We start from the raw sequence: 21240 nt of genomic DNA on the forward strand, positions 1-21240 counted from the left end.
TGATACGAGCGCACGCACTATCCCGGAGGGCGAACGATGTACCGCGGCAGCTTTGTCAGGGGACGCGCCGAACTTGCCGCATCGCTGGCCGGAGCGAACGTTGAGGCGCTCAGAAACGAGATCGGGCTGGCCGAGCAGCGAACACTACAGTGGTCAACGACGGCTGAGTCTTCCGCTGACGGCGTCGATGGCGGAGGCGTTCTCAATGACGTCTTGGCATCGTCGTATTTGCAGCTGCACCGTTTTCAGAACAAGAGTAGCCACTGCAAGCCGCTTATGGACGACGATGTGGGGGCAATGGAGCATGTACGTTCCATAGCGGATTTACGTTGTCACACTAGCCCGCATGTTTCTGAGGCGTTCTGCGACGACAACACAGACGAAATCGATATGGCTCGCATGGCTGCAATGCACACGTACGGTTATGGCAAATTGTCTTTCTTTTGTGTCATTGGCCCAGGACCCCTCACGACTGCTCCTTTCGGATGACGATACCGGCGGGAAGGCAATCGCAGAGAAAGCTAAGGAGTTGCACACCTACACGATACCGAGGGTTGCCGCTTGGCCAACCAGTCGAATCGACGGCGTTCTAGCGCGCGGAAGCGATCCCGAAGATCCGAAATTGCGAAAGTGGGTGAATGGAACACCGACGAAAGAGACCGAGGTCTTGTTTCTGGGCGGCAATCTGGATGATTATCGGACGGCCAGCCAACCGAATCCCTACAGGAGGTATCGTCGGGGCGGCAATCAAGAGACTCCGTGATCGGTGGTATCCTCCGTTTTGTCGAGCGCGATTCTGCGCTGTGAGGGCTGGCCAACGTGCGTCCTTTGATCCCGTACGTGAGCGCGTCCAGCGCACCATGCTGGCTCCGCTTTGGACGGAACCCCTGGTGAAGCCCAGGAACTCCCGCTTCGTAGATAGGCGTGAGGATCATGACCACCGCCGCCTGGACGATCTCGTCCTCGATCGCGGCAATGCCGAGCGGCCGCCCCTGCTTGCCGTCGGCCTTCGGATTGTAGGTCCGACGCGACGGCAGCCGCTCGATACGAGGAGGCCAAGCTGTCGAAGAACGGCCGGTTGATTCGCCGCTGCAATGCGAATGACAAACCGAGAGAAATAAGAAAGCTCGGTGTTCTGGTCGTGTCACTAAGAACATTCAACATAAAGGGCGCCGCCGACAATTGGTCATCGGCGCGATCGCAAGCATCGATCCTGCTGCGGCGACCGGAAGGCGGCGGACAACAAATGTCAGGGACCGAGCGCGAGATGCAGAGAGGTCCCTGTCCGGGTCCCTCCACTAGCGAACGTTCTCCAGCCCTACGAACCAGTCATTTGAGGTCGCTTTCCTGTGCAGAGGGAACGGACTGAATTGGTTGGCGAGGAAGATCGCCGAAAATCCTTGATCGCAGGCCCCGAAGCCCACATTCGCGCATGGCGCCATATACACGCGCAATCGGCCCGCACTCATGTGCACCTGCCAGTTGGCGGTAACGGATTGTAAACCGCTCACGCTGACGTCTGGCCCCGAGGCAACCGGGCTCCTAGCGCCGGCATTGTCGATGGCCTGCGCCTTGGTTGAGTAGTTTCCTGCAGGGAGCGCACATTCCTGATATCTGAAATTGTTTTGGTTGAGAGCAGCGCTTTTCGGTCCTCGCGTGCCGAGTTCGACTTGGACGCTTGCGAGCTGACCTTCGGGATCGGAGGCATTACCTGCGACGGTGACGCAATCGCCGCTGACGGACGCGCTGTTGATCATAACGCTCGGCGAGAGATTCGGTGGCGGGGAGCCGACCGCGACCGGGTTTCCGCTCGCACCCGTCGTGGCGCCATCATTGTCTTTCGCAGTTGCGACCGGCACGTAGAATGCGTCCGAAGGCAGATTGTCGAACGTGACGTTCCAATTGCTTGTCCCCGACGCGGTTTTCGATGGTTGCGGAAAGCGGCCATCCAGCCGCACCGTTACACTTGCAATTGAGCCGGTGGAAACGGACGCGGTGCCATTCACGGTAACCGAATTTCCTGCGACCGTAGCCGAGGCAATCGAGATCGACGGCGGTTGGCTCTCACGGAACGGGTGCGCCTTGAAGAAGGCCCATTGCAACTCGCTGGCACTTGGTCCGGTCGGATTGGCGAATTCTCCGCTATTGTCGCCGACCCAATAATGGGAATCGGTGGCGATAAAATCTCCCCGCTTACCGTCATAGAAAATCGTCTCGACGATAGAACGCTGGGCAGTCCCATACTTCGTCTGGGTGCAAGCCACACCTTTGGCCGTGCAGTCCGACGTCGCAACCGCACTGGAGTTCAGTCCGTAACGGCGGATCCAGGAATCCCGTATGTTCTCCGAACCCAATATGTTAACGACGCAATCGTTGCGCGAGTGGATTGCCATGACAGGAATTTGGCGTTGCTCTTCCGGCTGTTTCTGCTCCATCTGCATCGCAACCGCGTCGGCCGAAATGGGCTTAAAGATTCCAGGATTGGCGCAGACGAATCCCACGGAAGACGCAGTTTCGGAATAGGGTAAGCCCTCAACAGAGCCGGCCGCCGCAAAATAAGCGCTCTGTGCAACGGCAAGCGCCACCGACATTCCGGCGCCCGACGAAAGGCCGGTGACATAGCGTCGGTTTGGATCGATCTTGAACTCAGCATCAACCTCCGATGCAATCTGATGCAAGTCCTCGACCTCGCCGCCTCCCTTGTGGATGTGTTGATCGAGAAAGAAACCCCAACAATTGGTATCGCGGAAGCCGTCATAGGAGGTAATGAAGGGATAGACCACGATGAAGTTGTCGCGCTCGGCCAATTCCTTGAACCGCGTCTCGCTGATCATGTTGAGTTCGGTCTGGCGGCACCCATGCAAGACCATCACCATCGGGACCGAAGCCTCGCCGGTATAGCCGGACGGCACGAACACCTGATACTGTCGATCGCGCGAGCCGGAGTAGGATTTGGCGTTAAACAGCTTCTGCCGTAGTTCTCCAGCGCAAGCTGCGCTACCAAGCAGCGAACAAAGAGCAATGGTTAGCAATGGCCGCAGAGTTGGAGACATTTGCCCCTCCAGATGTGCTAAAGAACGTAGTTGGCGATGTTGTTTTCGCACCGCTTCAAATCGCGGGCGGCCCGACCGAGAGCGAGCGGTCGGACCCGAACGACGAGCCGATGCCTCAAGCGCCGAACAGCTCCAGGGATTTGATCCGCTTTGGATACTCTTTCACTTCCTTGCCGAACGCGGCAACCGCCGTCGCGAGATTCATCCGCTGCTGCGGACCTTTCCAGTTCCAGTCCGCCCGGGCGGTGTCGTCTTTCAGCACTCCAAAGCTCGTAACTGTGTTCTGCAAGACAGGATCGACCTGGAAGTCGATGACGGCGTCCGGCTTGATTGCTGCGACTGCGTTCTTGATGTCGAGGGCCGTGGGTGCTTGTACATCGTCCGTCCTGATGCCAGCGATGTTGTAGACGCGCCGTTTGAGCGAGCTGCCCGGTGCGTCATGCAGGCCCAGCAGAGCATCGATCGCCTCGGAAATATAGATGATGTCGAGACGCGTGGTAGGCTCAACATAGGCGATATAAGGCCGCGACGGCGTGCGAAACGGCTCCTGAATCATTAAGGTTGAATAAACGGTTGTGCCGCCCGGCCCGCGGCTCGCGCCGATTACGGACGGATAACGGACTGCACGAAAATCGATCCAGCCCTTGCGGGTGTAGTATTCGCCAAGGCGCTCGACCGATACTTTGGAGACGCCGTACATCGTTGTCGGCATCTGGATGTCTTCGTTGTTCACGAGCGCACCGGGCGCGATAAAGCTGCCGAATGACGCAATCGTACTTGGAAAGAGCACGCGAATGGGATCGCTGCCGGCGTGCTGGCAATAGAGGCGCGCGGCCTCGAACACATGCCAGCTCCCGACCGTGTCCGTTTGGAATCCCATCGTCGGATTTGTTTCCGCGCCTGCGGACAGCAGTGCGCCAAGATGAAACACGCTATCGGGCGTGTGGGCGTCAAACAGCGCCAAAACGTGCGGTAGGATGGTCAGATCGCCTTGGACGAAGGTGACCCTATTCTTCACGGCATCGTAGCGCGCTTCGAAGCCCGTCAGTCTGGAAAGATCGGGATTCCTGTCGAACAGGACGACTTTAGTGTCCTTGTCCCGCTCCAGAAGCCGCATCGCGAGATTCGATCCAATAAACCCGGTCCCGCCGGTGATGAGTACCGTCGCCATGTACGTCCTCCTCGGTCAAGCATTGAGAGTGCTCGCTTACCGCCGCGCAATCGATGCGTCGGGTAGCGCGACTACAATCTTTCACCCTGACGTTGACAGGCATGTGATACAACACACAAATCGAACGCATCTTTTTTGTGCAAATCGCAACCCGTGCTCACGCTGCGAGGACGTCGGCGCAGAAATGGATGCCCATCACAACGAAATCAGCCTGCATCGACACGTCAGTTGTTGGGTGGCGAGCGGTAGCGGCGGGCGCAAGGTTTCCGGTTCTATTTTGTGAAGTCGCCGGCGACGGGGCGGTCAGAGAAAGGAGCGCTGGGGGTGGCCAAGATCAGGCAAAAGGCCGCCTTGAGGGCGATCACGAAAAATATTGTTCGCGACCTGACCTTGCGCAGTCCCGACCCAACACGCTTTGTCTCTCGGATTATCGCCCAGTTGCGGCACAGCACGTTGATATAACTTGCATTTTTAACTTGTCTCATGACCGCAATTTGCCAGCTTCGTTACGATACGGAGCGCTCTGCGCGAGCAACGGCAAGGACGCGGCAATGGCGCGACCGAGAGGCACAACAACCGAGAAGCTTCGCGTGATCGGACCGCCTAAGCCGCGACCAAGAGGACATCGCCGGCGAATGACATATGCCGGCGTGAAAGATCGTTCCCCTCTCGGAGGGCGACGTCAGCTATCTTCACGTCGGGCTAAAGGACACGATGAACGCCCCCGTTCCTGAAGGATCTTACTGACAAAACGCGGGCGGGGCCTTCGCGGCTGAGGATGGTAAGTCTGGTGGTGGACTTTGCTTTGGTTATGATGTTGTCAAGCAATTCGCGGCGACGGCGAGCCGATCCGCGGCGACCGCACGATCAACGAAGCTGAAGCCGCTGTCGTCCGACGCATCTTCGCAGATTACCTTGCCGGCAAGTCCTCCCCAGCGTTGCTCGCGTCTGAAGTCCCATTTATTGCAGCCGAGATAACAGCGAAACCAACTCGCCCTGGCGCCTGGTCGCGGTCCGTGCAAACACAGCCTTGAGGTGATTTCTGGCTGTTCCGGAAGAAATGTTCATCTCGCGGGCGATGTCCTCCAGCGACTTTCCCTTTACCAATAACGATGCGACTTGCGCTTGAGCGGGTGTCAAACCGAAGACTTCCATGAGGGACGCCCGTGAAATAACAGGCGCTTCATCCAGGTCCGTCAGGAGAAGAAGAAGACCCACATCACAAGGCAGGCTGCCGGATCCTGAACGTCGCGGGATCGCTTCAATCACGATCGGCCGACGGCTGACGCGATTGATTACGAGCCGCGAAACTGGAGGCGGTTGCCTGCCGGAGAGCAGGCGTGCACGATCCAGAAGCTCTTCTAGCCTCGTTCGCGATTGATAGTCTGCCACATAAATTCGCCGTCCTCGTACGGAGAACTCGCTGTCAAAGGCGTCTGGGGCCTTGCCGCTCACAGCCAACACTGAGCCGTTTCGATCGAGCAAAATAGCGGGGCAGTTTATCCAATCGAGCGCAATGAGGACGCTCGAGTGTTCCTGAGGCTTCATGGACGATTGATAAATCGAGGCCCTTCCCTGGCGGGGCTCAAACATTTGAAAAACCAATCGATCAACTAGCACGCGCCCCTCCAAGCTTCACATGGCTGAAAGCGACAACAATGTCGGCTACCATCCTCAATTTCTAGGTGCACCGCGTCCCAACGGACAGTCCCATTTGGGATGTTTGTGCAACACTCTCTTATCCAAGTTCAGGTGAGGTCCGGGAAAAATGATTCGATCCGACATCCTCCAAATTCAGCTGAGGCCATTCTTCCGGGCAAGGGTCAATGCGTAACCAATATCAATCGCGAAACGTTCGATCGCCGTTGCTTCAATCTGCATCCAAACGATCGATCTGAATGACGCGCGGATCGCACCATTATGCTCGCTTAGGCCATGTCCGTTCCAAAACAAACGCTTTGGTCCGTTCCGTACAAAGCTTGCACTCCACAATTCCGTCTTCATACAATCAGCCGACTGTCGGCTTCAAATGCATTCACCACCTCAAGGCCATACTTTGATCGCCGCGTTAGCCGCAGCCGCTTAGAGCCCAAAAGCGTCCTCATCGAGCGATCGAACTCGGCCGGTTTCCATTGCGTTACGGAAATCAGGTGGGATTGCTAAGCACAATCAGCGTTCGTCGTGCACACGCAGGAAGCAGCTTGATCAATCCATTCGCAAACGAGCTGGCTCCGTAGCTCTCGGTAGCTCTCGCCCTCTCCTGTCTTGGGCAATGCTATCATTCTTCAAAGTCAGAGTTCTCTGATTTCGAGGCCTTCAATTCCGAAATTCTGCGCTGGAGAAGGACAATGCGCAGGGGATTCTCGCCACCAAGCCAAGTCCCGGCGTGCAAGGCGCGAGAGGTGCGTCTGAGTTTTCGAACGAGCGCGCTCGGCAACACGCGATCTTGTGCGCATTCGTGAACTCCGATTTGATTCCCTATCCTGGAACGATACGATCGTACTCTGAACCGAGGGACGCAAGCCTTTGAAATCGATTTGTCACGAACGCGATCATCGCGCGCCACCGCGTCGCTGCATCCGCCCTCCATCACCATCAGGCAGGTTTTCCAGCCCAGTCAACGACGCGAGCGGTGAGGGACCGTCAGAAAGGTACCGCTACTGCATTTGCCGCGCGTTATTTGGTTTGCGGCGATATCCTGTCCTTCCGATGGAGGCCAAATGTTCGAAGTATATCTAAACGATAGACATGAATTTCTGGTCGTCGAGCAGGGGGCGTCCCTACCTGCGAGCGCGTTCGGGAAATGGTGGAAGAAAAGGCGGGTCATCAACGTCAGCGATGAGATCAAGTCCACCGTTCGCAAGCAGGGCTACTACATGCGAAAGCTGAGTGATTTGAAGAAGCATTAGTCGACCTGTCGGGCCTGTTTTATGTCGACGTCGGCCACCTGTTGCGCCGCCGGAGCGTTTTCCTTCAGCCAGCGAGATAATGGGAAGCGGACAACCGGAAGCGCTCAGAAGCTGCGGCGCCGCCACCTGCATGATCGTAGCGACTTTCCGGATGGGCATATAGCGCGGGACTACGCATACGTTTGTGCGTCTAACTTCACGGGACGGTTGCGGTGACGTCTTGGCCAGATTCGAAGATGACGCCATTTGTTCGTATCGCCTTAAGCCAATTTCAAGTTCAATAATTTGGAACAAGATAAATGATTGCCGTGCTCGGTATCGTGAGTGTTGCCGCGGGCTCCGCGCTCGCGTATTCTGCAAACTGACATCAATCAAAAGCTCGGATCTTGGAGACCTGCGCAGGTGCTTTGCTGATTCTCGGTCTCAGCTCCCTCGGAGCAACCCTGCCCAATGTCATTAGCAAGGTGGACAGCAGCCAGTACATCGGTCAGAAGATCGGCTTTTCCAGTGAGCAGTGGGTGCGGGTGCGCGCGCTTTCATCAACGCGACTAAGGCAAGCAACGCTTCCTCTATTTGCGTGTAGTGCAGACAACAGCAAAGATGGGCCGGTTGAATCTGGTTCGGCGCTGGTCCGTCGCTATACGGATGCCGCGTGGCTCGCCGCACCCACTCCCGCCCGAAGACGGCTACCGGAAAAAGACCTTCGGTTTCGTGGCGCAGATTCAACAGTCGGACGTGCTCCTGCAGCGCCTGATCGTCGGGAGCGGTGGTGACCAGATAGAACGCCTGGAGTGGGGGTGTGAAGCCCTTCGCCTTATCAACCTCCTCGTCGAGTTCGACCGTCGTCAACTTGGAGACCGGCCACACGGATTTCTTTTGTACTGGATGCCGACCGGCCAGATCGCACCATCCCTTCCCACGATGTCGACGCGGAACTGAAACTGTCCCGCGCGCCCGTGCCGCACAAGCATCGCGTCGCGCCACTCCCCCTAGTGTCGGCGCATAGTTCTTCGAACTGGTCCCAATTCCTGGGCGGCGCTTGCTCGAAAAGAAGATCTTGGCTCACGGGATCCTCGCACGAATTATAATTCCAGAAGGCTGCGCTGCCTGTCCGGCGAACGACCGAGGAGGGACTACGGCGTCGGTCGGCCTACATCGCCCGCCGCTGCGTGCCAAGCACTTCCGCCAAGTCTCGCTGATGTTGGGAATTTCGATAAAGCGAATCGGGACGACAGACGGGTCGTGCTGTTGAAACTTACCCCGCTTGGCAAAAAGTTCTATCGAGGCAAGGTGGCGGATATGATCCATTGCTGGAGCGACCCACCGAAGAATTTCGACAGGAAGGAGGTAGCTCAGTTGATCTACTTCTTACGAAACTGCAGACGGCGCTCCTCCAGGATGTGGAATGACGCCGCGCTTCATGAGCGCCTAGCCGCTGCATCTCTATGTGGCGGGCGTTTTCAAATACGCTCTGGACGACCAGACGCCGGAAATTCGCCGACATCGGCACTGGCGGCCCGAACCCTTCGACTTTTTGTAAACCGAAGCGAGGCCTGCTCAAGGAAACCAAGCGGCCGTTCACTCATTGTAACGTCGCGTGACATAGCCGTTAGTGGAGTTTGGGCGTGAGCGACATCATCGGTCCCTGAGGGAGCTTTCCGTTGTCCGTAAACCGGGGCATCCGCAGCGGGGAGCCTTTCATTTTCCCATACCGTAGAAGACGCGCATCATTCGTCGGCACCGACCACAACGCATCACCCTGGCGCGCAGAGCGCAGTGAAATGGACCCGCGAAGCGCGACCGCTTGAACCGGTTTGTTAGTTGGAAACTGACCGCTCCTGATCCCTTTCTATCACGCTGCCAGAGACTCTGTCTGCTGCAGTTGCTGTGGGCATGTGGTCAACGCGTCAGCGTTGTCCACCATGTCCACAGCCTTCGCGGCCTGCATCCGTTCGCGCCAGACCGCCATCGGCGTGCGATAGCCGTGCGCCTGATGAAGGCGACGATCGTTGTAGAAGGCGATCCAGCTCGCGACCCCTGCCTTGGCCTCGCGGCCGTCGGCATAGCCCTTGAGATAGATGTCCTCATGCTTGAGCGACCGCCACAGCCGCTCGATGAAGACGTTGTCCATCCAACGACCGCGGCCATCCATGGAGATCTTGATCCCTGCGCCCGCCAACGCGCCGGTGAAGACCGCACTGGTGAATTGGCTGCCCTGGTCGGTGTTGAAGATCTCCGGCGTGCCATACTTCGCCAGCGCCTCGTCCAGAGCCGCCACGCAGAACGAGACGTCCATCGTGTTCGACAACCGCCACGCCAGAACCGCACGGCTCGCCCAGTCGATGATGGCGACGAGATAAAGAAAGCCGCGGCCGATGGGCAGATACGTGATGTCGGCCGCCCACACCTGGTTCGGCCGGTCGATCGTCATGTTGCGCAACAGATAGGGATAGATCTTGTGGCCCGGCGCCGGCCTCGTCGTGTTCGGCCTTGGTCCCAACGCCGCGATGCCCATCTTGCGCATCAACCGCTGCACGCGCTTGCGATTGACCTGAAGCCCCTCAGCCTTCAGCATCGCGGTCATTCGCCGCGAGCCCAGGAACGGCCAGGCGGTGAACAGCTCGTCGAGGCGCCGCATCAGGGCAAGGTCGTTGTCGTTGGCCGGCCGTGGCGGCCGGTAGACCCCAGAGCGCGCGATGCCAAGCAACATGCATTGCCGGCGGATCGACAGCGCCATGTCGGCGCGATCGAGCATTCCTCGACGGTCCGGCGTGCTCATCTTCCGGACCTCCGCGCTAAAAAATCGCGCTCGACTGTCAGTTGTCCAATCTTGGCGTGCAGCTTCTCGATCTCGCGTTCGCGAGCCTCCTCGCTCTCCCGCCCGACACCCGCGTCAAAGGCCCGGGCCGCCTGTTCCAGCAGTTGCTTCTTCCAGGCATAGATCTGGTTCGGGTGAACCTCATAGCGCTGGGCCAGATCGGCCACCGTCGCCTGCTCCCGCACGGCTTCCAGCGCGATCTTTGCCTTCAGTGCCGCGTCGATCTTGCGTCTCGTCTTCGTCGTCATCATGCGCTCCGTCTATCAAACGGAGCAGCCCCTTCCAACTAAGCACGTGGTCCCAAAATCGGGGTCCATTTCACAGCCGCCAAGCAGCGATTTGCGGCACAGTTCTTCTTCGTATGCGCGTCATCGAGTCCGCCGAAGAACGTGGACGAGCATGATTAGGAGATCGTTGTGCCGGTGCAAGTCGGCCAAAGCCCGGATGATGGCGTGCAACGCACATTGCTTCATCTTGCGCCGGATGGAAGCCGTGACGCGACAGCGTGCTTCGGCGATCGTCTGTTCAAGTGGCGGGACGAATGATGCATCACCACCAGTCTGTACCATTCATATTCGACGATAGTCCCCTCCTCCGCCGCCGCAAAGACCGAGCCGAAGTGGATGCCCAGAGGATACCGCGCGCAATGATGACTTACTTGATCACTGGCAAGGTTTGATTCTTGAGGGACGCGCGTGCAGCAAGCCCATCGGCCAAGAGCTCAGGACGCATCGTACTTGCCTTTGCCCTTGTGACGGAGCAATGCGCGATAGCCGCCGCGCATGAGACGTAACCCCATCTTGACCAAGCGAATGGTCTGGCTGCGCAGATTGTCCGTTTTCCAGCCTCGATCGGGAACGCGAAGCGTGCCAAACAGGCCTTGCGCGATCTGGCGATAGCTGTTTCCTTCCAGCCATCCATCCAGTGCTCGCAAAGCGAGAATGAGCCGCCGCCGGGTCAGGATCGATCGAGCAAGGGGCGATGGTCCGAGGGGACGCTGTTCGAGCGCTCGCCTAAATCGACGTGCTGCCCGCAAACGAATGTCGAAATTGCGGTCGAGCGGCAGGTCGACGGCAACCAAAGAGCCGCTCGCTGGAAGCTCTGGTAGCCAAAGGCGATGCTTTGCCCCTCCGAGCGGCACGATGGCATGCCATCCATCTGGCGCATGGCGAAGCTCGCTGCCCGCGAGTTTGGCAATATCCAAGTCGTATTGTTTGCACGCCGCCGGAGAGACAGCTGCGCAGACAGTTAGCACGGTCGACAGCGCCTCAGGCGCCCAGAAAATCGCTTGTTGGTCGAACGTCTTTTGCGGGTCAGCGGCGAAACGACAGCCCCCACTTCCAGCGGAAGTGATCCGCCGTCATGCTGGATCGTTTGCTGCTGAGCAGCATTTTATAGTCTGTTTTGTACTCCCGATCGCGGCGAAGGCACTCCCAGGCTAGGTCTACAGTTTCTGTTGTCTTGGCGTCAGGATATGCTTGCTCTGATCTCCAGTCAGCACCTGCCATCAGCTATTTTCCCCATGCATTCACGCAAGGGGAATTGCAGCCCGACAATTGTGACGATTTCTGGTTGTGCTGATGCGCCCATTCGATGTTGATGCGCTTACTCGATGGAACCGTCTACTTTTGCGATTGGACCTCAACACGAGGTCACGTTCATTCCAAACGTATTCATCACTCACTCTCCACTCTTTCGGCCAACCGCGGCGCAGGAGATCACGATAGCCGTGACGCGCCACCCATTTGGCGCGCGCCAGATGGCTGTCGAACGCACGGCGGGCGCGGTCCGGTTCAAGAGCGGAATCCATACACAGCACAATGCGCGCGACTTCGCGCCAATCGGCGTTATCGGCTTCGGCATCGAGGAGACGCACGTAGGTGACGACGTGTTGCTCGTCATACGGCGTGAGCTGGGGCGCGTCGGGCGCCAAATCTGCAACCTTTGGATCGGGCGGCACGGCCTGAAACTCCTATCAAACTGAAAAGACCATGATAGCCGTATTCAGAGCGTCTTCGTAGCGATCCGAAGGTCGCGCCTTGCGGAAACAGCTTCCTACGAAGGTCAATTGGCGGCTGGCGGCAAGCGTCTCTAAGCGAAGCGGCTGGCGTCGCTCACTTCAATTTCGCTTACCCCGACTTTCGCCGGAGGCCGTTTGATCATGGTCCATATCGCTCGGATCGCGATCAGCAGACTTGGCGTCCCGCACGCGTCAGCTTCGTTTCTTGCTTGCCAAGCGGCATAGCCGCGCGCGGTTTACGTTCACAACCTGCACGAGACGGCACTTTGTTAAGTATATCGAGGTGCAGTATATTGAGCAAGCGGCTTCCTTTCCCGCATGGACTTGCGGGAGACATTCGCCACCAATTTGCGCCGTCTGCGCAATGCGAGAGGATGGTCCCAAGACGAGCTTGCCTTGGAGGCCAAAATAAGCCGGAGCTATCTGAGCCAGCTTGAAAAGGGCGCGTACTACGTCAGCATAAAAGTCATAGGCCGCCTTGCCGACAAACTCGACGTTGAACCTGATGAGTTCCTGAAACGGCCTGCAAAGAAAGGCTGCTAGGTAGTCTGCCAATACACGTCTGCCCCTCAATCCAGCTTTTAGTCTCTTCGGCAGCTCTTGAAAGCTGGTCTAGGTGATTTCCGGCTTATGGAGAATGGCGATCACCCCGGTATCAGCACCGAGATGCTTCGGGTCGGCGCTGACGAGACGGATCATCTCGGCTGCCGCCTTGAGCAAAATGTCGTAGGCCACCGCCTTGTTCTGCAGCGCGATGGCGGCCACGGGCGTGAAAACGACATGAAAATAGGGCACCGGCAGCAGGTCGGCCTGGCGATCGGCGAGCCATTGGGCGCGCGAGAGAGCTTGGCACTTTGGACAGTGCCGATCACGACAGCTGTTGTAGGCGACGCGAACCAGGCCGCAGTCGTCGCACCGCTCGACATGGCCGCCGAGCGTCGCTGTGCGGCACGCCTCGATGGCCGCCATTACACGGCGCTGGTCGGACGAGAGCCGAGAGCCCTGGGCGGCATGGCGGCGGAAGATGTCCGCCACCTCAAGCACGGAGCCCATATGCGCGGCTCAGTCGGGAGGGAGATGGAGAGCCCATCGAATGGGCTGGTCGTGCGGGCGAGCAGATTGGTCGCAACCTGTGCGTAGCACCGTCGATCTGAGGTCGGCATGTCCGAGCAAAACCTGAATGATGCGGATGTCGATCCCGCCTTCCGGGAGATGGGTCGCAAACGAGTGCCGGAGAGTGTGGACAGTAATCGGCTTGGCAAGCCGAGCGCGGCGGCGGGCAGCGCGGCAGGCCGCCTGGACGCAGCGGACGCTGACATGTTCACTTGGGTCTTGACCTGGAAATAGCCACAGCCCCGGTCGGGCTCGCATCCAGTACGTGCGAAGAAATATCCAGCAGCCGAGGGGAGAGCATCGCGTAACGTTCTCTGCCGCCCTTGCCGTTCTCGATGTGGATCAACATTCGCTTGCTGTCGATCGAGCTCACCTTCAGGCGGACGACTTCACTAACCCGTAAGCCAGCCGCATAAGCCGTCGCCAGCACGACGCGGTTGCGCAACCCTGTAACCGCGTCCAGGAAGCGCTCGATCTCTTCGGCACTAAGCACAAGCGGGAGCTTGTCGGGCTTCTGGCCACCGATGATCCGCTCGAATGCCTCCGTCTGCCCGAGTGTCACGCCGTAGAAAAACCGCAGCGCGCAGGGCCACCTGATTGATGTGGGACCACGAACGCTTTTGGCCGATGAGATGCAGTTGGTAGGCGCGGACTGCTCGAAACTCAACCGGTCCGGCGCGTAGCCGAAATGCCGGCTAAACTTTGCGATCACATAGATATAGGATTTAAGTCGACGACGACAGATTGCGGACCGTCATGTCCTCGATCATGCGCTGGCGAAGAGGGCTCATCGTAGCCATCTGGGTCTCCTGTCTTGAGAGGGGTGGTGCGAAGACCAACATCCTCTCAGACAGGAGACCTCAGTTCAGCAGGCTTGCCTCCACTCCCACGTAGCGGGTTCGTTCAATCCCGGGCGAGATCATCGGAATCCGCAGCGGGACCGAAGGTGCGAGACAAGAAGCATATCGGATGAAGTAGCTTCAGCCACCCCCTCGATTTGATACTTTTTAGCCTCTCCAGTTGCACCTCGTGAGAGGTGATCCTGGAGATTTTCGGCTGAGTATTTCTGCCATGGCCCAACGCCGAAACTCTTTGACTGCAGCAATATTTCGCGCATGCTTGCCGACGAACATGTAAACTGAACGGTCGACGGGCATGAAGCCGAACGGAGCCACAAGCTCTCCCTTTTCAAGGTTGCTTCGGACCAGTACCTCTGGCGCTATCGCAGCTCCGAGGCCGCTTTTCGCCGCCTCAATAGCCAACGAAAATGTATCAAACACAATATCACGCGATCCTCGCAAGCAAATTGCCGTGGCCTTGGCCCATTCGTTCCACGCTTCCAACTTGGGCGATTCATGCAGTAAGGGAATTGATGCAATGTCTTCTGGACTTGTCATCAGATAGAGTGCAGCCGGCGCACAAACCGGCCCAATTATCTCATTGGATACGTAGACCTCATCGACGGGATGCGGTTGCTTCAATACACCGCAAACAAACAATATATCCACGACACCAACAGCGACCGATTTTAAATCGGCATCCGTTTTGAAAACCAACTCGATATCCGAATGCGCTTGCCGAAATGCACTAATCCGAGACAACAGACTGTGCGATAGAAATGTGGGTGAACACCCTACCACCACGGAGTTTCCTACATCACGCCTTCGCAGTTCATGACATCCTTTCTCAAGCATTGTAAATGCGCTCTTACAGCAGCGCTTCAGCTGTTCGCCATCGGACGTAAGCCGCACTCCCGAGCTGTGACGGATGAACAATCTCCTCCCCAACCAATCCTCGAGAATGCGCATCTGGTAGCTTATGGCCCCGTGTGTCATGTTCAATCTTTCAGCTGCTCTTGAGAAGCTTGGAAACTCGCTCACCGCCTCGAAGATGTGAAGACTTTTCAAGATTGGTAACTTGCGCATAGCGGACTTCTTTCCAGGCTCTAAGAACTCCATCAATGGGTAGTCCTTCCATGCGCTCAGTTTCTTTGATCAAGGATGCTAACCTACGTTGCGGACTCGCGATTGCTCGACTATTGAGACCTCATTCAGCATTTTCGGCTTTACCCAACTTGATTGCCTGCACCGCTATCTGACCGAATCTGATTGCCCCTCCATTCTCGCTATGGCAGGCCTGCCATAGCGAACACATACAGGGGGGATACGCACGCATTGCCCGACGCCGAGCGGTGAGCGCGCCCACCATGAACGATACCAGCTGCGGCCGTTGCAGCTTCAAGTGCCTGCATGCCGCGATGGGCGTCAGCTGCATCGATCAGCGGCCCAACCAGCGCGCCCGATGAAGCGGGTTGCGGCCCCGACGGATGCATGGGTGCGCTTCAAGCGCGGCAGGAAGGTCGTAGACGCTCCCGTGAACGAACAGGCGACGCAATATAGTGGAGCGCTGGCCGGCCGTGCCCATCGCGGCAAAGGCAACGCCGCGCAACGTCTTATCAAGATCGATGGTGGGCGCAACGCAGCCCCAAGTCTCCGCTCTCATGATTCCTAGGATGAACGCTTGAGTGAATATGTAAAGCGAGAGCGATCTTGCGCTACCCTCCAAAATTGGTAGGGAGGACTCCCTTCCCTTTTGCTGTATTCTTCACAATCGAGAGCGACTACCGCTTCGGGACTCAAGCACTGCAATTCTTCAACTGCACGAACGGGGAAATGATGGTTCGAGACGACTAGAGATCGCAAGAGCTTTTCAGAGGCCGGCACGTAACGGAGTGCCGCTAATTCTAGAGTTGGTGCCAAGGCGTTGAGGTTCGTGCCAGGAGTTTGTAATGACGCCCGGTCGATTGATCCTCATGAATTCGCTGGCTAGGTTTGTGCTTCCTAGCGCGGCGAGACCGCAGAGATGGTCAAGTCACGAGCATCAATTGATGGCGCTGATGCTTAGCACAGCTTGTGCCCCTGTGCCGCTCTTATTGGATCGGCATGACATCGCCCTCAACTCTCATATTTGGTCGGGCAGATGCTAGGGCGCCGTAAATCAAGCATCCTGCAGAGGCGACCTCTGAACAGCACACAATGGGTGTGGGAAGTGTCGGTTGAGGTGCATACCCCCGAAAGTCTTGGAAGGACTATGAGTGTAAAGCTCGCCAATTCCCGTGCGGCCTCGCAGCATCGACCGTCGTCCTTGTTGGCACGAATCATCGTGGCAACTGGGTTGCCCGATAACCTGGAGGCGGCTGCGGGCCGCGCGAGAGCCCGCCATGGTGAGTGACACTCGGGCGGGTGGCGCCCCTGGCTACGAGGGCGAGCCCACGTTGGTCAATTTCGGCAAATTTGTGCTGGTCGGTATCGTCAACACGGCCTTCGGCTATGCTGTGTTTGTGCTTTTCTACCTGCTGCTCGGATCTCATCACCTTGCCATAACGCTCGCGACTGCATGCGGCGCCGTGTTCAATTTTCACTCCACCGGATGGCTGGTGTTCCGCAGCCGACGGATTTCCGCACTCCTGCCCTTTGTGGCTGGCTACACAGCCATTTGGCTCGTCAATATCCTGCTGCTGGACAAATTGATTACTTTCGCAATATCGCCGCTCGCTAGGCAAACTTTGGCCCTCCCTCTTCTCGCTCTGCTCTCTTACGCGATCAATCGTTATCTTGTATTTGGCAGGCCCCGATGAAGACTATTTCGATCGCGACGTCGCGTTTCAATGAAGAGGAGGATCAGGGATACCTACGAAGCAGTTCGAGCTGTCTTCAGGTGCATGTCGAACTGCCTACGCCAACATATCTTTTGCGACAATGCGTCGACGAATAGAACGCTCGCCATCTGCAAGCGCCGCCCGGGATCCCTGCGTCGGGGTCATCATCAACGCCCGTAATTTATCAACGCCCGTAATTTCGGTCCGCATTGAAACACGCAATGGCGTGATGGCCGGTTCGGGCGATGCCGCCCTATTGTTTCTTCCGGTTGACTACCGAATCCACCAGAGCTTCTACCAAACATTGTCGAGCTGTTGGAAGAGGGCTACGAGATCGTCTACGGGATTCGCGCCGGCGCAAAAAAAAGGGGTGGATCATGCGCTTCATCTGCAGCGTCTACTATTGCTCACTAACGACGTTGAAGTTTTCCGGAGATGGTCGCCCCCAATTTCAGCGACTTCCGGCTGGTGGATCGACGGGTCGTCGAAGCCATGCGACAGGTCCGCGATGGCTATCCTTTCATGCGCATCATAACCTTCGAATGCGGCGGGCGATCGATGCCTTACACGTGGCGACGACGCAAAAAGTGTACCTCGAAGAAACGGCCTATTGGTGCTTTCGATCGGAGATGAATGTGCTTGTTTCGTTCAGGACGGTCCCAGGTCGGCTTAGCCGTGTTTCGGCCTGACATATCTTGCAATCCGTATTCGTGAAAACGAAGTTCAAATGCGGCGGCAAGCCGCCGGAAGCCGTCTGGCGCGTGAAAGGTCTGAGCCAACTGGTAGCTTTCGCGCGCGAAGAAGTGCACGTGTTCAAGCCCGATACCGACGTGAAGCGCCTGGCCATTAGCAACATGCGGCGCGCGTGGAATAACGGTCCGGCTTCTACACGATCAAGCTCGCTCGACGATGAGGCGGAATTCAGTTCCAGGTTCGCGCTGCTTCGTATCGGCAGGAACAAATCAAGGTGTCGGGGAGTGTGTCGAGCAGAGCAAGAGTCCCGAGTTGAATGATGCTTTGCGCGCCCATTGCGCGCGAGCTCCTTTTGAACTTCCGCGATCAACGATCGAACATCCCGTGATTATCAGAGCTTTGCCGTCTGTTGCAGATCTATAGCGAGATGCAACAATTTGCGCGCGGTCAACTACCAGCGCTAGGGATTGATCTGGGTGACAGAAGCATGCCACGTGTTGGTTGATAAACGTTGGACCGGTCAAACGCACTTGCAAGGAGACGGCATGCAAGATCATTCAATCACAATCTGTTCGCCAACCGTCCTAATCGGTGCGCCCCCGCCCTTGCAGAATGCTGTGCGCTCGGGATGATCGGCTACTCGATGAGCACAACGAACTCTACATCAGTGACGCATATTGGCGTGACGCTTGATCGGCTCGCGGGACGACCGTGGCGCGAGATATCGTCGAGGAGCATACCGATCCGCGCCTCCCCAGGAATTACCACGCCGACCGTTTGTGAAGAAACCACGTCAGTGCATCGACCCGGCTTTTTCAACCTAACCTCTAGGGGATCATCATGACGGTCCAATGCACATCGGCGTCCGAGCCCGTCGGAGCTGCAGGCAGAGGACATCCGGCGTCAACTTCATCAGCTGGTCGAAGGCCACTGCGCGCTGAATCACGGCAGGAAACTCTCTGCCGCGGGCGCCTGTCTCCGGTCGCCTCTTCGACACCACCGATGTCAAACACTCGGTGGATGCTACGCTCGAATTCTGGCTCACCGGGGGTCGCTTCAACAACGAGTTTCAGGCCAAGCTCGCACAGTGCGTCGGGGTACGCTATGCGCTCACAGTCAACGTCGGCTCGTCGGCAAACCTGGTTGCCTTTTCAGTTCCAACTTCGCTCCTGCTCCGGGAGCGCATATTGCAGCCCGGCAGCGACGTCGTTACGGCAGCAACCCGACTTCCAACGACGGCAATCCCTCGATGCTGAGAGCGATGACGCAGTCTTCATCGATATCGAAATTCCCGCCTACAACGTTGCGTCCGAGCTCGTCGAGGCGGCGATCACTCCGCAAACGTACGCTATCATGGCGGCTCATGCACTTAGGGATCCACTCGATGCTGCGAGCATCGGCGAGATTGCCAGCGGCATAGCCTATTTCTCATTGAAGACTGCTCCGACTCGCTTGCGGATGGCATGTGGGGACGTGCGAGATCGACACTCGGAGCTTATCTCGTGCAGCACAATAGATGGGCGACGGCGGAGCGGCCTTTGCCAGCCGTCCCGAATTGCGGAGGCGATGGATCTTTTCGCGACTCGCGCCGGGACTGCTCCGTTTCTGAGAGAGAGGCGAGCTCGCGCATAATGTCGTGCAGCGTCTAACAATAGCTTTGGAGAGCAAATGGTGTTGCGCATCGGGTCCCTCGCTCCTCCGATCAAAGTGGAGAGCTGGCTGCGCGGCCAGCCCCTGACGAGTTTCCAGCCTGGGAAAGTGTACATCGTCGAATTTTGGGCAACTTGGTGCACGCCATGCATGGCGGCGATGCCCCTTCTGGTACAGCTGCAAGAAAAGCATAAAGACAGTGGACTTCAGGTCATCGGAATCGCAGCTCATGAACGCGCTCGAACGGCCAACGAGGCCCGAACCAAGTTGGACGCTTGGTTGACCAAAAATTTCCCGAATCCTAACTATGGAATCGCGTTCGACTACGCGGGAGAGATGAACAACCTTTGGATGGAGTCCAGTTTTTCTTGCGGGATTCCTACCTCGTTCGTCGTCGACCGGGATGGCTACATTGCCTACATCGGTCATCCGATGCAACTCGATGACGTTTTGCCGAAGGTTTTCAACGGCATCTGGCGCACTAGCGATGATGCTAAAGCAGCCGATACGGAATTTCCCTGCGATAAACCGTTAGTTGTAGATCTAGACGGATCTTTGTTGCTAACGGATGTGCTATATGAGTCTTTTTTAAACGTCTTACCTCGTGGGTTCCACGTGAATTTTGCAACGATTCGGGCTCTGGCCAACGGCAAAGCGGCCGTAAAGCATCATCTTGCCCAGGAGTCCGAACTGGATTATGCAACTCTCCCTTACAACACTTGCGTTTTGGATTTCATCCGTGCGGCCAAAGCGCGGGGCAGGAACGTTTACTTGGCTACCGCGGCCAACGCGAAGCACGCGAAGGCCATCGCAGACCACTTGGGCATCTTCGATGGTTGGTTTGCGTCTGACGCAAAAAACAATTTGTCAGGATCTTTGAAGGCCGAGATACTCACAGCGAGTTTCGGTAAAAGCGGGTTTGATTACATTGGCAACGGTCCTTCAGATTTTCCGGTGTGGAAGATTGCCGATAAAGCCTACGGCGTCGGCCTCTCCAATTCGACAAAGAGTCGCCTCCTCGCGCTCAAGGGTCACTACGTCGCATTAGATGGCGGGAATGCCGGCAGGTGGGCGTGGTTCAAGGCCCTTCGGGTCCACCAATATGTCAAGAATGTTCTTGTTTTTGTGCCATTGGCGACCTCGCATCAATTTACGCTGGCTAACCTCATCACATATGTGACCGGCTTTCTAGCCTTTTGCGCTTGCGCCTCAGCGGTCTACATCCTCAACGATCTACTAGATCTTAAGGCTGATCGCGCGCACTCTAGCAAGCGCGCGCGACCCTTTGCGAGTGGCCTCCTCCAGCTTCGGACCGGCTTGCTTATGGTTCCGGCGCTCCTCCTATTTTCTCTGATGCTGGCAACCACCATCTCGCCTGAGTTTGTCAACGTATTGGCTGGCTATTTTGCGCTAACAAGTGCTTATTCTGTCTATTTGAAGCGCAAGATGCTCGTGGACGTCGTTGTGCTCGCGACGCTCTACACGACGCGCATTGTTGCAGGTGGCGCGGCAGCTGGCATTCAAATTTCGCAGTGGCTTTTCATCTTCTCTATGTTCATCTTCACATCGCTCGCGCTAGTCAAGCGCTACGTTGAACTGGCGACGAGGCTCGACCGCGGCCTTCCAGATCGTCCAGACCGTGACTACAGGATCGGCGACCTTGATGTCGTTGCCGCTCTAGCTGCTGCGGCTGGCTTGAACGCTATCACGATCTTTGCGCTCTATGTTGCATCGCCCGATGTCCAGATACTCTATCGACATCCGAAGGCACTATGGCTCATCTGTCCAATTCTTCTCTATTGGATAGGCAGGGTGCTCATGATGGCGCACCGTCGTCTAATGGACGACGACCCTATTATCTTTGCACTGACGGACCGTATCAGCGCAATTGCCATCGCCTCGATCGCCGCCGTAGTTATTATCGCCATTTGACGCATTCGCGGGCGGCGTTGCATCGATGCGTTCGGCTCCATAACCTTGCTACAGCGCGCAAGGACAGGAACAATCGAGCTCGAACTGGTCGGCTCTCGCGCGCGCGTTGAGCTGACCTGCCACTGAACTTTCATCCGGTAGCGGTTAGAGTCTCGGGGTACCCTGCAGCGAGACCGAAGTTTGGACCACCCAGAACTAGAGTTTTGCGCCTCTGTCACGTTGG

The 21240-nt window shown here is 57.2% G+C and carries 17 protein-coding genes and 3 pseudogenes; 9 read left to right on the top strand and 11 right to left on the bottom strand.

All coding sequences use genetic code 11. The features are described from left to right. Nucleotides 1-36: 36 nt before the first annotated feature. Nucleotides 37-489, top strand: coding sequence for a hypothetical protein (locus ACFFWD_RS15890; RefSeq protein ID WP_376966673.1), 453 nt, complete (start codon nucleotides 37-39; stop codon nucleotides 487-489). Nucleotides 490-1298: 809 nt separating this feature from the next. Here ACFFWD_RS15890 and ACFFWD_RS15895 read toward each other — a convergent pair. From ACFFWD_RS15895 to ACFFWD_RS15905, 3 genes are all read right to left on the bottom strand, one after another. Beyond that, nucleotides 1299-3053: an extracellular catalytic domain type 1 short-chain-length polyhydroxyalkanoate depolymerase gene (locus tag ACFFWD_RS15895; protein ID WP_376966675.1), complete on the bottom strand. Its 1755-nt coding sequence runs from the start codon at nucleotides 3051-3053 to the stop codon at nucleotides 1299-1301. Nucleotides 3054-3168: 115 nt separating this feature from the next. Next, nucleotides 3169-4224 carry an NAD-dependent epimerase/dehydratase family protein gene (locus ACFFWD_RS15900; protein ID WP_376966677.1) on the bottom strand — a complete coding sequence of 352 codons (1056 nt, stop codon included), beginning with the start codon at nucleotides 4222-4224 and terminating at the stop codon, nucleotides 3169-3171. 960 nt (nucleotides 4225-5184) lie between these two features. After that, on the bottom strand, nucleotides 5185-5844 hold the full coding sequence (locus tag ACFFWD_RS15905; RefSeq protein ID WP_376966679.1) for a helix-turn-helix transcriptional regulator: 660 nt from the start codon (nucleotides 5842-5844) through the stop codon (nucleotides 5185-5187). Between the two features lie 1100 nt (nucleotides 5845-6944). On the opposite strand from ACFFWD_RS15905, the gene ACFFWD_RS15910 reads away from it, so the two are divergent. Both ACFFWD_RS15910 and ACFFWD_RS15915 read left to right on the top strand, forming a co-directional pair. Next, nucleotides 6945-7133 carry a hypothetical protein gene (locus tag ACFFWD_RS15910; RefSeq protein ID WP_376966681.1) on the top strand — a complete coding sequence of 63 codons (189 nt, stop codon included), beginning with the start codon at nucleotides 6945-6947 and terminating at the stop codon, nucleotides 7131-7133. 609 nt (nucleotides 7134-7742) lie between these two features. Beyond that, nucleotides 7743-8072 (top strand): hypothetical protein, encoded by a 330-nt coding sequence (locus ACFFWD_RS15915; protein ID WP_376966683.1) that lies wholly within the window; start codon nucleotides 7743-7745, stop codon nucleotides 8070-8072. Between the two features lie 913 nt (nucleotides 8073-8985). Here ACFFWD_RS15915 and ACFFWD_RS15920 read toward each other — a convergent pair. The 4 genes and pseudogenes from ACFFWD_RS15920 to ACFFWD_RS15935 form a co-directional block, all read right to left on the bottom strand. Then, a protein-coding gene (locus ACFFWD_RS15920) for an IS3 family transposase (protein ID WP_376966685.1) occupies nucleotides 8986-10199 on the bottom strand; the annotation gives its coding sequence in 2 pieces (ribosomal slippage) (nucleotides 8986-9923 and nucleotides 9923-10199; 1215 coding nt in all). Between the two features lie 473 nt (nucleotides 10200-10672). Beyond that, complete coding sequence (locus ACFFWD_RS15925) at nucleotides 10673-11155, bottom strand: DUF2285 domain-containing protein (RefSeq protein ID WP_376966687.1); 483 nt, start codon at nucleotides 11153-11155, stop codon at nucleotides 10673-10675. Nucleotides 11156-11264: 109 nt separating this feature from the next. Further along, complete coding sequence (locus tag ACFFWD_RS15930; protein ID WP_376966689.1) at nucleotides 11265-11459, bottom strand: transcriptional regulator domain-containing protein; 195 nt, start codon at nucleotides 11457-11459, stop codon at nucleotides 11265-11267. A 188-nt stretch (nucleotides 11460-11647) separates the two neighbouring features. After that, a pseudogene (locus ACFFWD_RS15935) lies at nucleotides 11648-11911 on the bottom strand (DNA -binding domain-containing protein); the annotation flags it as partial. 378 nt (nucleotides 11912-12289) lie between these two features. Here ACFFWD_RS15935 and ACFFWD_RS15940 point away from each other — a divergent pair. Continuing rightward, a complete protein-coding gene (locus ACFFWD_RS15940; protein WP_376966691.1) occupies nucleotides 12290-12514 on the top strand; it encodes a helix-turn-helix domain-containing protein in 225 nt (74 codons plus the stop codon). A gap of 87 nt (nucleotides 12515-12601) precedes the next feature. Here the strand turns inward: ACFFWD_RS15940 and ACFFWD_RS15945 are convergent. From ACFFWD_RS15945 to ACFFWD_RS15960, 4 genes and pseudogenes are all read right to left on the bottom strand, one after another. Next, nucleotides 12602-13024: pseudogene (locus tag ACFFWD_RS15945) on the bottom strand (IS91 family transposase); the annotation flags it as partial. Between the two features lie 17 nt (nucleotides 13025-13041). Beyond that, a pseudogene (locus ACFFWD_RS15950) lies at nucleotides 13042-13884 on the bottom strand (tyrosine-type recombinase/integrase); the annotation flags it as partial. A gap of 207 nt (nucleotides 13885-14091) precedes the next feature. Beyond that, a complete protein-coding gene (locus tag ACFFWD_RS15955) occupies nucleotides 14092-15042 on the bottom strand; it encodes a LysR substrate-binding domain-containing protein (protein WP_376966705.1) in 951 nt (316 codons plus the stop codon). A 319-nt stretch (nucleotides 15043-15361) separates the two neighbouring features. After that, nucleotides 15362-15586, bottom strand: a complete 225-nt coding sequence (locus tag ACFFWD_RS15960; RefSeq protein ID WP_376966693.1) for an aldehyde dehydrogenase family protein — start codon at nucleotides 15584-15586, stop codon at nucleotides 15362-15364. A gap of 718 nt (nucleotides 15587-16304) precedes the next feature. Between ACFFWD_RS15960 and ACFFWD_RS15965 the strand changes: the two genes are divergently transcribed. The 5 genes from ACFFWD_RS15965 (at nucleotide 16305) to ACFFWD_RS15985 (ending at nucleotide 21017) form a co-directional block, all read left to right on the top strand. Continuing rightward, nucleotides 16305-16721 (top strand): GtrA family protein, encoded by a 417-nt coding sequence (locus tag ACFFWD_RS15965; RefSeq protein WP_376966695.1) that lies wholly within the window; start codon nucleotides 16305-16307, stop codon nucleotides 16719-16721. A 731-nt stretch (nucleotides 16722-17452) separates the two neighbouring features. After that, nucleotides 17453-17755 carry a hypothetical protein gene (locus tag ACFFWD_RS15970; protein ID WP_376966697.1) on the top strand — a complete coding sequence of 101 codons (303 nt, stop codon included), beginning with the start codon at nucleotides 17453-17455 and terminating at the stop codon, nucleotides 17753-17755. Between the two features lie 696 nt (nucleotides 17756-18451). Continuing rightward, complete coding sequence (locus tag ACFFWD_RS15975) at nucleotides 18452-18691, top strand: DegT/DnrJ/EryC1/StrS family aminotransferase (RefSeq protein WP_376966699.1); 240 nt, start codon at nucleotides 18452-18454, stop codon at nucleotides 18689-18691. Beyond that, on the top strand, nucleotides 18579-19067 hold the full coding sequence (locus ACFFWD_RS15980) for a DegT/DnrJ/EryC1/StrS family aminotransferase (protein WP_376966701.1): 489 nt from the start codon (nucleotides 18579-18581) through the stop codon (nucleotides 19065-19067). The genes ACFFWD_RS15975 and ACFFWD_RS15980 overlap by 113 nt, the downstream gene beginning before the upstream one ends. Before the next feature lie 36 nt (nucleotides 19068-19103). Further along, entirely contained in the window at nucleotides 19104-21017 is a 1914-nt protein-coding gene (locus tag ACFFWD_RS15985) for a UbiA family prenyltransferase (RefSeq protein ID WP_376966703.1), read from the top strand. The last annotated feature ends 223 nt before the right edge of the window (nucleotides 21018-21240 follow it).

The organism is Bradyrhizobium erythrophlei (assembly GCF_042430365.1).
Classification (GTDB): domain Bacteria; phylum Pseudomonadota; class Alphaproteobacteria; order Rhizobiales; family Xanthobacteraceae; genus Bradyrhizobium; species Bradyrhizobium erythrophlei.

What these genes read in the sequence shown, in the direction of transcription:
- ACFFWD_RS15890 (WP_376966673.1), top strand. Translation starts at nt 37, where the DNA reads ATGTACCGCGGCAGCTTTGTCAGGGGACGCGCCGAACTTGCCGCATCG.
- ACFFWD_RS15895 (WP_376966675.1), bottom strand. Translation starts at nt 3,053, where the DNA reads ATGTCTCCAACTCTGCGGCCATTGCTAACCATTGCTCTTTGTTCGCTG.
- ACFFWD_RS15900 (WP_376966677.1), bottom strand. Translation starts at nt 4,224, where the DNA reads ATGGCGACGGTACTCATCACCGGCGGGACCGGGTTTATTGGATCGAAT.
- ACFFWD_RS15910 (WP_376966681.1), top strand. Translation starts at nt 6,945, where the DNA reads ATGTTCGAAGTATATCTAAACGATAGACATGAATTTCTGGTCGTCGAG.
- ACFFWD_RS15930 (WP_376966689.1), bottom strand. Translation starts at nt 11,459, where the DNA reads ATGGCAGGTGCTGACTGGAGATCAGAGCAAGCATATCCTGACGCCAAG.
- ACFFWD_RS15940 (WP_376966691.1), top strand. Translation starts at nt 12,290, where the DNA reads ATGGACTTGCGGGAGACATTCGCCACCAATTTGCGCCGTCTGCGCAAT.
- ACFFWD_RS15955 (WP_376966705.1), bottom strand. Translation starts at nt 15,042, where the DNA reads ATGGAGTTCTTAGAGCCTGGAAAGAAGTCCGCTATGCGCAAGTTACCA.
- ACFFWD_RS15960 (WP_376966693.1), bottom strand. Translation starts at nt 15,586, where the DNA reads ATGAGAGCGGAGACTTGGGGCTGCGTTGCGCCCACCATCGATCTTGAT.
- ACFFWD_RS15965 (WP_376966695.1), top strand. Translation starts at nt 16,305, where the DNA reads ATGGTGAGTGACACTCGGGCGGGTGGCGCCCCTGGCTACGAGGGCGAG.
- ACFFWD_RS15985 (WP_376966703.1), top strand. Translation starts at nt 19,104, where the DNA reads ATGGTGTTGCGCATCGGGTCCCTCGCTCCTCCGATCAAAGTGGAGAGC.